General features: G+C 72.9%; 12 protein-coding genes. 7 read left to right on the top strand and 5 right to left on the bottom strand.

From position 1 onward, the window contains the following. Positions 1–263: 263 nt before the first annotated feature. Positions 264–647: a cold-shock protein gene (locus tag AC0VYD_RS02960; protein WP_475478470.1), complete on the bottom strand. Its 384-nt coding sequence runs from the start codon at positions 645–647 to the stop codon at positions 264–266. Positions 648–1,094: 447 nt separating this feature from the next. Next, positions 1,095–1,892 carry a hypothetical protein gene (locus AC0VYD_RS02955; protein ID WP_475478469.1) on the bottom strand — a complete coding sequence of 266 codons (798 nt, stop codon included), beginning with the start codon at positions 1,890–1,892 and terminating at the stop codon, positions 1,095–1,097. A 164-nt stretch (positions 1,893–2,056) separates the two neighbouring features. Here AC0VYD_RS02955 and AC0VYD_RS02950 point away from each other — a divergent pair, with 164 nt between their 5' ends. The 5 genes from AC0VYD_RS02950 to AC0VYD_RS02930 all read left to right on the top strand — a co-directional run bounded on the left by AC0VYD_RS02950 (position 2,057) and on the right by AC0VYD_RS02930 (position 7,986). Further along, positions 2,057–4,519 (top strand): helicase-associated domain-containing protein, encoded by a 2,463-nt coding sequence (locus AC0VYD_RS02950; protein WP_475478468.1) that lies wholly within the window; start codon positions 2,057–2,059, stop codon positions 4,517–4,519. Positions 4,520–4,640: 121 nt separating this feature from the next. Then, positions 4,641–5,063 carry a hypothetical protein gene (locus tag AC0VYD_RS02945; protein ID WP_475478467.1) on the top strand — a complete coding sequence of 141 codons (423 nt, stop codon included), beginning with the start codon at positions 4,641–4,643 and terminating at the stop codon, positions 5,061–5,063. A 145-nt stretch (positions 5,064–5,208) separates the two neighbouring features. Beyond that, positions 5,209–5,709 carry a hypothetical protein gene (locus AC0VYD_RS02940; RefSeq protein WP_475478466.1) on the top strand — a complete coding sequence of 167 codons (501 nt, stop codon included), beginning with the start codon at positions 5,209–5,211 and terminating at the stop codon, positions 5,707–5,709. Between the two features lie 60 nt (positions 5,710–5,769). After that, entirely contained in the window at positions 5,770–6,216 is a 447-nt protein-coding gene (locus AC0VYD_RS02935) for a hypothetical protein (protein WP_475478465.1), read from the top strand. A gap of 123 nt (positions 6,217–6,339) precedes the next feature. Beyond that, a complete protein-coding gene (locus tag AC0VYD_RS02930) occupies positions 6,340–7,986 on the top strand; it encodes a DNA repair helicase XPB (RefSeq protein WP_452540912.1) in 1,647 nt (548 codons plus the stop codon). 6 nt (positions 7,987–7,992) lie between these two features. Here the strand turns inward: AC0VYD_RS02930 and AC0VYD_RS02925 are convergent, their stop codons facing one another. Further along, complete coding sequence (locus AC0VYD_RS02925) at positions 7,993–8,229, bottom strand: hypothetical protein (protein ID WP_475478464.1); 237 nt, start codon at positions 8,227–8,229, stop codon at positions 7,993–7,995. Between the two features lie 226 nt (positions 8,230–8,455). Between AC0VYD_RS02925 and AC0VYD_RS02920 the strand changes: the two genes are divergently transcribed. Next, a complete protein-coding gene (locus AC0VYD_RS02920) occupies positions 8,456–9,427 on the top strand; it encodes a R2-like ligand-binding oxidase (protein ID WP_475478463.1) in 972 nt (323 codons plus the stop codon). Positions 9,428–9,468: 41 nt separating this feature from the next. Here the strand turns inward: AC0VYD_RS02920 and AC0VYD_RS02915 are convergent, their stop codons facing one another. Beyond that, a complete protein-coding gene (locus AC0VYD_RS02915; RefSeq protein ID WP_475478462.1) occupies positions 9,469–10,569 on the bottom strand; it encodes a zeta toxin family protein in 1,101 nt (366 codons plus the stop codon). Between the two features lie 137 nt (positions 10,570–10,706). On the opposite strand from AC0VYD_RS02915, the gene AC0VYD_RS02910 reads away from it, so the two are divergent. Beyond that, positions 10,707–11,162 (top strand): NUDIX hydrolase, encoded by a 456-nt coding sequence (locus AC0VYD_RS02910; protein ID WP_475478461.1) that lies wholly within the window; start codon positions 10,707–10,709, stop codon positions 11,160–11,162. 72 nt (positions 11,163–11,234) lie between these two features. Here the strand turns inward: AC0VYD_RS02910 and AC0VYD_RS02905 are convergent, their stop codons facing one another. Next, positions 11,235–12,017 carry a hypothetical protein gene (locus AC0VYD_RS02905; protein WP_473036820.1) on the bottom strand — a complete coding sequence of 261 codons (783 nt, stop codon included), beginning with the start codon at positions 12,015–12,017 and terminating at the stop codon, positions 11,235–11,237. Positions 12,018–12,126 lie beyond the last annotated feature (109 nt).

Raw genomic sequence — 12,126 nt, 5'->3', positions numbered from 1 at the left:
CGTCGAGAAGGGCTCACGTTCCCCATTCTCACTGATCGCGGGCACCGATTTGACCATAACGCGGGTCAAGGTTCGCCCGATACACCCTCTTGACGGAGTCTTGTGCGCCCCGAGACACCGGGGTTCCGCGACGAGGGCGGTCTTCCTTCCCTTTTGTCCGGTTCATTCTGCACCCGGACGGGAAACCGGACCGGTCCGGGTGTTTCGCTGCGCCGGGGCCGTGGCGGACGTCGGAGGCGCCCGCCACGGCCCCGTAGGGGAGGTCAGGCCTCCAGGTCGTCGGCGACCACGCGCAGCACGGCGGCGACCCTGGCCGCCTCGCGCTTGTCGGGGTGGCGCCCGCGCCGGTAACCGTTGGAGAGGTTCTCCAGGAGTTTGATGAGGTCCTCGGTGATGAGCTCCATCTCGTCGGGCTTCTTGCGCCGCACCCTGGCCACCGAGTGCTGCGTCTCCAGAAGCTGCACCTGGAGCGCCTGGGCGCCCCTGCGCCCCTCCGCCACGCCGAACTCGACCCGCTGGCCGGGCTTCAGCGAGGCGGTACCGGGCGGCAGCGAGGTGGAGTGCACGAAGACCTCGCCTCCGTCGTCCCGGGTGAGAAAGCCGAAACCCTTGTCGTCGTCGTACCACTTGACCTTGCCGGTGGGCACGTAGAGACCTCATGCTTTCACTGACGGGCCACGGGAACAGCGGAAACGGTGCCGTCCACCCTTTCCTCCGCCCCGGGCGGCCCCTGGTTTCCATGGGTGCGCACCAGGTTAGTCCCCGAGGGCTCGTCAACGCGAGAGGGTATTGGCGGGGCCGTTTTCCAGCGCTTGCACCCGTGACCGCGCTTTCCCGCGTCCGCGCCGCGGACACGCGGAACGGGGCCCGGATACGGCTCACCCGGGCCCCGTGGCTTCGGCATCGCCCCCGCCCCGCTGGGCGCGGAGAAACGGGACGGAACTCGGCGGAGCCGGGGACGCTGCCCACGGGCCGGTGTCCGGGCTGGCGGCCGGACACCCGACGCGGCCGCCGCGAAGCGAAAGCGGCGGTGTACCGACATGACTACCCGAAGCAACCACCGGGGAAGCCCGGTAACGGGCCGACCGGAAAGGTTATTCCCCAGGGTTTGCCAAGCGATGACGGTCCGGACTGCTTCCGGCCGCATGCTCCGCCGCCCGGGCCGCGCGGGCGGCCTTCGGGAAGAGGTAGAGCACGCACGCCAGCGAGGCGAGCCCCAGCCCGACGACGCCGGTGGCGGACAGGGCCTGCTGGATGTACTGGTCGACGAACTGCGCCTCCCCCTCCCACAGGGCCGTCCCGACGACGCAGGCCGCCAGGGGCACACCCGCGCCGATCCACTTGTCCCGGGCGCCCCACACCTGGCTGAGCACGATGAGGACGGCGCCGAGCACCCACAGGAAGGCGACGTCCCACCACACCCCGGCCAGGACGAGCACGGCCAGGGCCACGGCTTCGGCGGGGTGGTGCCTCAGGATCAGGCGGTAGTTGCGGACCGCCCCGGTCCTGCGGGCGGTCCGTCCGCCCATCCGCTGGTCGGTCTGGCCGGGGCCCTCCAGCAGGGCCAGGAAGCCCTGGCTGGGGCCGCCCCGCCAGGGCGGCGGCGGACGGTCGGCGTGCCGGGGTTTGGGCGGGATCATCTCGTCGTCCTCGAGGTCGAGCTCCCGGCCGGTGAGCTCCTCCCGCACGAGGTGTTCGGGGGAGCCGAAGCCGCGGAGGATCCGCCGCACGGTGTCGACGTCGTCGTTCTCGGCCGCCTGACGGCGCTCGTCGATGCGCGCGCGCAGGCCCCTCAGGTAGGCGGTCCGCTCCCTGGCTGTCAGACGACCGTGCAGCGCGAGTCCGACCTCGGAGAGGTAGTCGAGTACCAATTGTTCCGAGCGCTGGGTCATGGACCCATATTGGCCCACAATGACCTGCCTTTTAACCCCTCTTTCTCATTTTCGGTCGGAGGCTTCTCCCCTGATACGGCTCAGGCCGTCGCCGAAGGCGGTGAACGGGGGACCGAAGGGGAGCGGGTACGAGCCGTGGAGCGTCATCGCTTAGCGTTGACCCGATGACCGACAACGCACGACCCGGGCCCGGCCGGAGCAGCGACGGCCCCGACGGCGGCCCGCCGGGGCGTCCCCCCACGTTCACCTCCTGGCTGCGCTCCCGCTCCGACGGCGAGCTCACCGCCCTGCTGACCGCCCGACCCGACCTGGCCCAACCGGTACCCGCCGACATCGGCGCCCTGGCCCACCGCGCGACCTCGCGCAACGCGGCGCTGCGCGCCCTGGAGCGACTGGACCGGTTCACCCTCCAGGTCCTGGAGTCCGTGGTCGCCCTCGGGGACGACCGGCTGTCCGAGCCGGTGGGGGCGCAGCCCGCCGAGATCGCCCGTGGGCTCGGCCTGACCCCCTCCGGCGCGGCGGGGAAGGACCCGCTGGACGAGGCGCTGGACACCCTGCTCCGCCTCGCCCTGGTCTGGCCGGACCACGGCCGCCTGCGCCCCGTACAGGTGCTGCGTGAACTCCTGCCCCACCCCGCACAGCTGGGTCCCCCCGCCCGGGCCCTGCTGGCGGCGCTGCCGCACGGAACCGCCAAACGGCTGGCCGACGACCTGGTACCGCACAGCACCGCCACCACGCCCGTGGAAACCGTGGCCACCGCCCTCTCCGACCCCGACCGGGTCGCCGCCCTCGTCAGCCGGGTCGGAGATCCCGCGCGCCGCCTGCTGGACAACCTCGCCTGGGGACCGCCCAACGGCACCGTCTCCGACGCCCGCAGGGAGGTCGGCCTGGCCACGGCCGCCTCGCCGGTGGAGGAGCTCATCGCCCGCGGCCTGCTCGTGGCCACCGGGGACGACACCCTGACGCTGCCCCGCGAGGTCGGCCTGCACCTGCGCGCGGGGGTGCTCTTCCAGGACGTCAGCACCGCCCCGCCCGCCTTCGAGGGACGCCGGGTCCCCCCGGAGGCCGTCGCCCGAGCCGCGGCCGGACAGGCCTTCACCGTGCTGCGCGCCGTGGAGGAGCTCCTGGAGCGCTGGTCCCAGGAGCCCGCCGCCGTCCTGCGCAACGGCGGTCTGGGCGTGCGCGACCTGCGCCGCGCCGCCCAGGCGATGGACACCGACGAGGACACGGCCGCCCTCTACCTGGAGGTCCTGCGGGCCGCCGGGCTCATCGGCACCGACAACCGGGTGACGGGCGAGTGGCTGCCGACCCGCGAGTACGACCTGTGGCGGGAGCGCTCACCGGAGCACCGCTGGCTGCGGCTGGCCCTGGCCTGGCTGGATTCGGACCGGGTCGCCTCGCTGACCGGTTCGCGCGACGCGGGCGGGAGGGTACGCAACGTACTCGGCCCCGGCCTGGTGCGCCCGGCCGCGCCCCGGGCACGCCTCGACGTCCTCACCGAGATGGCCGGGGCCGAGCCGGGCCTGGCCCCCGAGGAGGGGTCGTTGGCCGCCCGGCTGGCCTGGCGGCGCCCCCGCCGCCAGTCCCCCGTGCACACCGAACTGGCGGGGGCCGCCGTGACCGAGGCCGCCGCACTCGGGCTGACCGGGAGGGGAGCGCTCGCCGAGCACACGCGCCCCCTGCTCACCGCGGAAGGAGCCGCCGCCGGGACGGACGCCGCCGCCGAGGTCCTGGCCGCCGAACTGCCGCAACCCCTGGACCACATCCTCGTCCAGGGCGACCTGACCGCCGTGGCACCGGGCCCGCTCGTCACCGGGCTCGCCCGGGAACTCGCCCTGGTCGCCGACGTGGAGTCCACCGGCGGCGCCACCGTGTACCGCTTCACCGAGGAGTCGGTCCGCCGTGCGCTGGACGCCGGGCGCGGGGTCTCCGACATCACCGGGCTGTTGGAACGCCACTCGCGCACCCCGCTGCCGCAGGCGCTGCGTTACCTGGTCTCGGACGTGGGACGCAGGCACGGGAGGCTGCGCACCGGCTCGGCCGGCAGCTACCTGCGCTGCGACGAACCCGCGCTGTTGGCGGAGCTGGTCGCGGACCGCCGGGCCACGGACCTGGAACTGCTGCTCCTCGCCCCGACCGTGGTGGTCAGCGGGTTGAACCGGGCGGCCCTGACCGAACGCCTCCGGCAGCTGGGCTACCACCCGGTGCCCGAGAGCGGTGACGGAACCATGCGGCTGAGTCAGCCCGAGATCCGCCGGGCCGAACCCGAGCCCGCCGTGCCCGAGGAGGGCGGCCGGGCCCCGGAGCTGGCCCGGGCCGCGGTGCGCGCGTTGCGGGCCGGCGACGAGGCCGCGAACGTCGCCCGGATCCCGGTGTCCCTGCCGGAGGGCGGGACGGCGGGCTCCCGCGCCAACGCGCTCATGGAGGTACTGGCCGACGCGGCCGACGGCGGGCGCCGGGTGTGGATCGGCTACACCGACACCGACGGGCGCCAGGTCAGCCGGATCGTGGAGCCCGCCCGGGTCGACGGCGGTTTCCTGACCGCCTACGACACCACCCGCGACGCGGTGCACCGGTTCGCGATCCACCGCGTCACCGGTGTGGCCGAACTCGGGGACGGCGGCTGAACGCGGAAGTCGAACGCGAAGCCGGTGTTCGGCGGCCGCCCGGCCCGCGCTTCCCGCGAGGCCCCCAGGCCCTAGAGTGACCTCAGATCGGTTGGCCCCCGGACGCCGGAGGAAGATTCGGATGAGCGACGCATCTCTGCCCCCTGGAGCCTCCTCCCCCCGGGACCGGGGGCTGGAGGGCCGGGCACCGGAAGGCAGGGACAGGGCGCCCGAGCGGGAGCGCGACGACGACCGGCGGGACACCGCGCCCGCGGGCTCGACCGGCGGGGCCCACAGTTCCACCATGGCGCTGATCCTGCACGCGGTCACGGCCCTGTGCTGCGCCAACTGGATCTTCGGCATCGCGGGGATCACCTTCGCGGTACGGGCCGCGCACGCCCGGGACCGGGGCCGCCCGGAACAGGCCGAGGTCCTCACCCGGTACTCCTGGTACTGCCTGGGTGCGGCGGCGGTGATGTTCTTCGTGATGGTGGTGTTGACCTTCGTGGTGTTCACCCAGGCGGGGGACTGGATCCAGCAGATCGTCCCCGTGGTCAACTTCTGACCCCTTTTTGATGAACAAGTACGGCTCCGTCCGCGTCCCCACCGAGTGGGACGGGTATGCGAACTGAAAGGGTGACCGTCCCGAGGGCGGACGCCCCGAAGGGCACAGCATCGGAAGACGGCCAGGTGAGGGGACACGACCAGCGGTGAACGGTGACCGGAGCGACCCCAGGGCCTTCTGGGAGCGGAGCGGGACCTCCGTTCCCGGTACCGGACCGCCCGCGGGCGCTCCCCCGGCCGGCGCCCCGGCGGCCCCCGCACGGCCGGCCCGCCCCGCACCGGCCGGTTACCCGGCCGGGCCCGTGTACCCGGCCGCAGCGCCGCCGCCCGCGTTCCAGCAGGGCCCGGCCCCCTCGGGCCCGCCGCCCCGCGTGGGCGGGGCCGTCGCGGCCCTGGTCGTGGCGGTGTGCACCCTGGCGATCCCGGTCCTGGGCGTCTCCCTGGGGCTGTGGTTCTTCGTCCTGACCGCCAACGTCCCCGGCATCGTGCTGGGGATCCTGGCCCTGGTCCGGATCCCCGACACCGCCGCGGTGGAGAGGTACATCCGGTACACCTGGGCGTGCACCTTCGCCTACACCGCCCTCGCGGTGGTCTTCCTCGTCCCGGTGATCGCCCTCGCGGTGCTGTTCCTCCTCATCGGTGCCTGACCGTCCCCGACTCCCGCCCCACGGGCAGCCCGGAGGGCGCCCGCACACGGAAGCAGTCTCATGAGCGAGCACTGGCAGAACGGACCCCCGAGCCGGCCCCCCGGCCCGCCGTACGACCCGTCACACGGGTACGAGGGCTCCGCCGGCGGATACACCGTCCCGGGCGGCCACGGGACCGGCGGCTACAGCGGCTACGGCGCCCCCGCCTGGCGCGGCGGTCCGCCGCCCGGCCCCGCCCCGTATCCCCTGTACCCCCACGGCACGCCCCCGCCGAGCCGGACCAGCGCGGTCGTCGCCCTGGTGGTGTCCATCATCCTGGCGGTCGCGTGCCTCAACCCTTTCGCCATCGGCGGCCTGGCCTTCGCCGCCGTCTCCCTGGACGAGACCCGGGACCACGACCGGGCGGCACGCCACGCACGGTACGCCTGGTACACCACCGGGGCGGGTTCCGTTTTCATGGTGCTGTTCCTCGTCCTCCTCGTCGCGTGGCTGATCGGCCTCTCCTGACCCCCGGCCCGGATCACCACGGGCCCGGGGCGGTCAGGGGGCCGGGGCCGCGGGCATGATCGGAGGGCCTCCGGTGTTGCACCTGGGGCCGCCCCCGTCTCCGCACATGTTGGAAGGTCCCGCGTGTCCTGCCTGATCGTCCAGTCCGACAAGACCCTCCTGCTAGAGATCGACCACGAACTCGCTCCGGAGTGCCGGCGTTCCATCGCCCCGTTCGCCGAACTCGAACGCGCGCCCGAACACGTGCACACCTACCGGATCACCCCGCTCGCGCTGTGGAACGCGCGTGCCGCCGGACACGACGCCGAGCAGGTCGTGGACGCGCTCATCCGCTTCTCCAAGTTCCCCGTGCCGCACTCGCTGCTCGTGGACATCGCCGAGACGATGGACCGCTACGGGCGGCTCAGGCTGGTCGGCGACCCGGTGCACGGCCTGGTGCTGGAGTCCTCGGACCGGGCCGTCCTGGAGGAGGTCGTCCGGGCCAGGAAGCTCAAGGGGATGCTGGGCGAGCGCCTGGGTGAGGACTCGGTCGCGGTGCACCCCAGCGAGCGCGGGAACCTCAAGCAGGCCCTGCTGAAGATCGGCTGGCCCGCCGAGGACCTGGCCGGGTACGTCGACGGTGAGGCCCACCAGATCGATCTGGCCGACGGTGACTGGGAGCTGCGCGGATACCAGCGGGAGGCCGCCGAGAGCTTCCACGCGGGCGGCTCGGGCGTGGTCGTGCTGCCCTGCGGCGCCGGGAAGACGATCGTCGGAGCGGCCGCGATGGCCATGACCGGGGCGACGACGCTGATCCTGGTGACCAACACGGTGTCGGTGCACCAGTGGAAGTCCGAGCTGCTCAGGCGGACGTCGCTGACCGAGGACGAGATCGGTGAGTACTCGGGCACCCGCAAGGAGATCAGGCCGGTCACCATCGCGACCTACCAGGTGATGGCGGCCCGGCGGAAGGGCGTGTACACGCACCTGGAGCTGTTCGACGCCAAGGACTGGGGGCTGGTCGTCTACGACGAGGTGCACCTGCTGCCCGCGCCGATCTTCCGGATGACCGCGGACCTCCAGGCGCGCCGCCGCCTGGGCCTGACCGCGACGCTGGTGCGCGAGGACGGACGGGAGGGCGACGTGTTCTCGCTGATCGGGCCGAAGCGCTACGACGCCCCGTGGAAGGACATGGAGAACCAGGGGTGGATCGCCCCGGCGGACTGCGTGGAGGTCCGGGTGGACCTGTCGGAGTCCGAACGGCTGGCGTACGCGACCGCCGAGCCCGAGGACAGGTACCGGTTCTGCGCCTCCTCGGAGACGAAGACGACCGTGGTCCGCGAGATCGTGGAACGCCACCCGCAGGAGCAGGTCCTGGTGATCGGCTCCTACATCGACCAGCTCGACGAACTCGGCGAACGGCTGGGCGCCCCGGTGATCAAGGGCGAGACCCGCAACAAGGAGCGCGAGCGGCTGTTCGACGCCTTCCGCTCGGGTGAGCTGCGCACCCTGGTGGTGTCCAAGGTCGCGAACTTCTCGATCGACCTTCCCGAGGCCGGGGTGGCGATCCAGGTGTCCGGTTCCTTCGGTTCCCGCCAGGAGGAGGCCCAGCGCCTGGGACGTGTGCTGCGCCCCAAGTCCGACGGCCGCACCGCCCGCTTCTACGCGGTGGTCGCCCGGGACACCCTGGACCAGGAGTACGCCGCCCACCGGCAGCGGTTCCTGGCCGAGCAGGGCTACGCGTACCGGATCGCCGACGCGGGCGACCTCCTCGCCGGCGAGGAGATCTGAGCGGGCTCAGAAGGAGGGCATGACCCCGATCGCGTAGGTTCCGGCGGCGATGCCCCAGGCGATGAGGGAGTAGCTGAGGGTCCGGGTGCGCAGCATCCGGTCCCCCCGCACGGAGGGCGCGGCGAAGGCGGCCACCAGCAGCGCGAAGCCGAGCAGCGCGGGGATCACCGAGGCCAGCGCGAACAGCTGGGACTGGCCGGCGCACGCGGCGTAACCGGAACTGCCGGGATCACCACAGAACACGTCGTCCCCCGATCGGATCGTTCATGCGGTCGTACTCCCCTGACCGTACCGTTTCGGCGGGGCCGGATCGCCGCTGACTCCGGCCGGATCCCGGCCCGGTCCGGGTGGGCGGATCGGACCGGGCCAGATGCGGGCCGACAGTGACCCGGGACACTTCCAGGGGTTTACACGAAAGCCCTCCGTGTCCAATCATGAGTGCAGTGCACCCCCCACGGAGGTACCCCTCATGACGCAAGCCCCGGCCCCCGCGCACCGCAGCGGCTTCCACTCACTCCGCGGCGGCGGCCTGAACTGGGACTCCCTCCCGCTCAAGCTGTTCGTCAAGGGCAACGCCAGGTTCTGGAACCCGGCCGACATCGACCTCAGCCGGGACGCCGAGGACTGGGAGCGGCTCGACGAGGAGGCCAGGACCCGCATCCTGCGGCTGTGCGCCTTCTTCGTGGCGGGCGAGGAGGCGGTCACCGAGGACCTCCAGCCCTTCCTGCGGGCCATGGCCGCGGAGGGCCGCCTGGGCGACGAGATGTACCTGACCCAGTTCGCCTTCGAGGAGGCCAAACACGTCCAGGCCTTCCGGCTGTGGCTGGACGCCATCGGCGTCCGGGACGACCTGCACGGCTTCGTGGACGCCAACCCCGCCTACCGCGCCCTGTTCTACGAGGAGCTCCCCGGATCGCTGGAGGCCCTCCTGGACGACCCCGGCCCCCGCAACCAGGTACGCGCCTCGGTCACCTACAACCACATCATCGAGGGCTCGCTCGCGCTGACCGGCTACTACGCCTGGAACCACGTGTGCACCGTGCGCGACATCTTCCCCGGCATGCGCGAGATCATCCGCAGGATCGGCGACGACGAGCGCCGCCACATGGCCTGGGGCACCTTCACCTGCCGCCGCCACGTGGCCGCCGACGACGGCAACTGGGACGTGGTGAGCGAACGCCTCAACGAACTGCTCCCGCACGTGATGGAGACCGTCGAACGCGGCGACACCCCCTCCGGGGACCCCGCCCTCCAGCGCTACGAACTCCCCCCGGGCGAACTCCTGGAGTACGCGAGCAACCGCGCCCTGCGCCGCCTCGGCGCCATCGAGTCCGCGCGCGGGGTACCGCTGGCCAGGATCGACCTGGACGCCTCCCCGGAGGAGCTGGAGGAGCAGTTCGGCGCCGAGGACCGCGCCGCCATGGCCGAACTGGAGACCTGACCCGGCAGCCCGGGCGAGGCGGCCCGCCCGGGTCGCGCCTCCTAGTGCGTGTCCTCGGAGTGCCAGAGCTCGCGCCGGCCCCTCTCCGCCTCCAACGCGATCCGGCCGAACGGCTCGGTACGCCACCCGCCGCCCCTGCGGTGGTTGGCGTAGAGCACCTCGCCCTCCCGGGAGAGCACGTACACCGAGTCCGCCAGGTGGTGGGTCTCCAGGAACTCGACGGTGTTCGGCACCCCCAGGTAGAAGCGGTCGTGGTGGAGCTCCGGCAGCCAGCGGCCGAACCCCTGGTCGCGGACGGCCCGCTCGTACCGGTCGAAGAGCGAGAACCGGCTGTTGGAGGTGTGGGTGGCCACGAAGGCGACCTCCACCCGGTACCCGGCCTCCCGGAAACCCAGCACCCAGGAGGCCGCCCAGTCCGCGCGGCCCAGCGGGTGGCTGCACACCGCGTCGAACCGGCCCCGGCGGACGTGCTCCATCGCGTACCCGTGCAGACCGCCCACCTGCCCGGACACGGCGGTGGACGCCAGCCGGTCGTCGGCGCTCATCGCCCACTCGTAGTCGGGCGAGAGCCGCAGCAGGTCGTCCCCGTCGTAACTGACCGTCCCCTCCGGCAGGACCGGCAGGAGGAGCCGTTGGAGAGTGGACTTCCCGGAGCCGGGCTGCCCGCCGAAGAGCAGCAGGCGGGGGCGCTCACGCGGGATCCCGGTGAGCCGCTCGCGCAGGGCCAGCTCGAAGAGCTCGGCCAGGTCGCCCCCGAGGAGCGCGCGCCCCAGGTCGCCCGGACCGGCCCCGACCGGCGGGCGCACCGGGTCGGCGCGCAGCTCGGCTACGACGCCCGGAAGCTCGCTGTTGGCCCGGGCGACCTCGTCGGGCGTCAGAAAGGGCAGGCGGGCCTCCTCGGACAGCAGGAGGGCGGCGCGCTCCGCCAGCGAGGGATCCTTGTCTCGACGGCCCAGACAGGCGCCGATCGCGGCGCTGTAGAGGTTGTAGGCGCGTTCGCGCGCCTGGCGCTGCTCCGTGGTCTGGGGCGGCACACCACCGCTGGAGCTCTCGGCGAGGAGCGGTCGGAGCCCTTCGGCGGCGCTCTCGGCCGAGGGGTCGGGGCCCAGACCCGGTTCGGTGCCGGAAGTGGAGGATGCCATGTTCGTCCGCTCTCGCCGTGGCCCGGCCGTGGGCGCGGGGCCGTACGTGTACGCAACCGCTTACCCGGAAAGGCTAGTGTCTCGGGTCACCGTCGGTCAGCGGTTCGCCTCCGCCCGCCGCGTCCTAAAGTGGCCACATGTCCTCGAACTCTCCCGTGCCCTCCCCCGCCGCCCGCACCGCCGACGGCGGCCCCGCCGTCATCGAGGCCCTGGCCTGGGTCCACGTCCGGGACGGCCGCCTGTTGTGTGTGCGTCCCGAGGGCAAGGACCTGCTGTACGTGCCGGGCGGCAAGCGCGAGCCGGGCGAGAGCGACGAGGAGGCGGTGGCCCGCGAGACCCTGGAGGAGGTCAGCGTGGCCCTGCGGCCCGGCACCTTCCACCGGGTGGCGGCCATCGACCAGGAGGCGCACGACCAGGCCCCCGGGACCCGGGTGCGGCTGCTCTGCTACGGGGCCGAGCACGACGGGGAGATCGTGCCCGACAACGAGATCCTGGAGACCGTGTGGGTCTCCTACGCCGAACGGGACCTGTGCGCCCCGGCGGTGCGGGACCTGGTCGAGGTCCTGCACGAACGGGGCGAGCTGCCCCTGTAGCGCACCGCTCCGGGAGCGGTGCCCCGGGAACTGGAGCAGCCCGTGTCCCGGGTCCACGACCCGGCTCCGGCCCTACTTCTCGGCCACCCGCGGCACCTGCTCCACCACGGCCGCCGTCAGGGACTCGACCCGCTCGTGGAGGCTCCGCGCGTCCAGTCCGGAGGGCTCCGGGGCCATCGAGTTGTCCAGGCCCACCAGGACGACGGCGTTGCCCGTCCACACCGCGCCCCGACCGCTCTCCATGACGAAGTAACCCCCCTCGCCGGAGTCCTGGACGATCACGCTGACCACGCTCCGCTCTCCGAGCGGGGGCTCGTCCCACAGGACGTCGACGGTGGTCCCCTCCCCGAATTCGTGCTCGGTGAGCTCACCGGCCGGCACCCCGTCGAACAGTTCGGCGTCGGGCGTACCGTACTGCTGGAACCGCAGGTCCAGCCTCTTCTCGTCCTCCCGGTCGGAGAGCAGGACCGTGACGGCCAACTTCGCGCCCTCGTGGGACGCGGAGCACCGCAGCTCCCCGTGGAGTCCCAGGTCGTCGGTGTCCTCGGTGTCGAACCCGCCCGTGACCTCGGGGGTGGCGCCGTCGAAGGCCTCCTGGAGGACCTCCTCTCCGACCACCTCCGAGCAGTCGTCCGGCAGCGAGACGAGATCACGCCCGGAATCCACCCACAGCAGGGCGCCGCCGACGGCCGCCACCAGCGCCAGGGATCCCGCGACGGCGCCGACGACCAGCCCCCGGCGCCCCTTCGGCGCCGCCGCCCCCGGAGCGGGCGGGCCTCCCCCGCTCCACGGGCCGTGGGGCTGACCCGGCTCCGACGGAAAGGGGCCTTGCGGTTGGTTCGGGGTCTGTCCCATCGGGATACCTCGTGGCATGAGTCGTCAGATCGGGGCGATCCAGTTCTACCGGACACACGGAACAGTGGACACCGAGCCCTCACGGGAATCGCACCTGACCGTCTTCGGC

The organism is Nocardiopsis sp. iso_40 (genome assembly GCF_056173285.1).
This window is presented reverse-complemented; position numbering and strand designations above follow the sequence as displayed.

Excerpts from the sequence above, each read along its gene's own strand:
- AC0VYD_RS02955 (WP_475478469.1), bottom strand. The coding sequence starts at position 1,892 with ATGACCCAGCGCTCGGAACAATTGGTACTCGACTACCTCTCCGAGGTC.
- AC0VYD_RS02950 (WP_475478468.1), top strand. The coding sequence starts at position 2,057 with ATGACCGACAACGCACGACCCGGGCCCGGCCGGAGCAGCGACGGCCCC.
- AC0VYD_RS02945 (WP_475478467.1), top strand. The coding sequence starts at position 4,641 with ATGAGCGACGCATCTCTGCCCCCTGGAGCCTCCTCCCCCCGGGACCGG.
- AC0VYD_RS02935 (WP_475478465.1), top strand. The coding sequence starts at position 5,770 with ATGAGCGAGCACTGGCAGAACGGACCCCCGAGCCGGCCCCCCGGCCCG.
- AC0VYD_RS02920 (WP_475478463.1), top strand. The coding sequence starts at position 8,456 with ATGACGCAAGCCCCGGCCCCCGCGCACCGCAGCGGCTTCCACTCACTC.
- AC0VYD_RS02915 (WP_475478462.1), bottom strand. The coding sequence starts at position 10,569 with ATGGCATCCTCCACTTCCGGCACCGAACCGGGTCTGGGCCCCGACCCC.
- AC0VYD_RS02910 (WP_475478461.1), top strand. The coding sequence starts at position 10,707 with ATGTCCTCGAACTCTCCCGTGCCCTCCCCCGCCGCCCGCACCGCCGAC.
- AC0VYD_RS02905 (WP_473036820.1), bottom strand. The coding sequence starts at position 12,017 with ATGGGACAGACCCCGAACCAACCGCAAGGCCCCTTTCCGTCGGAGCCG.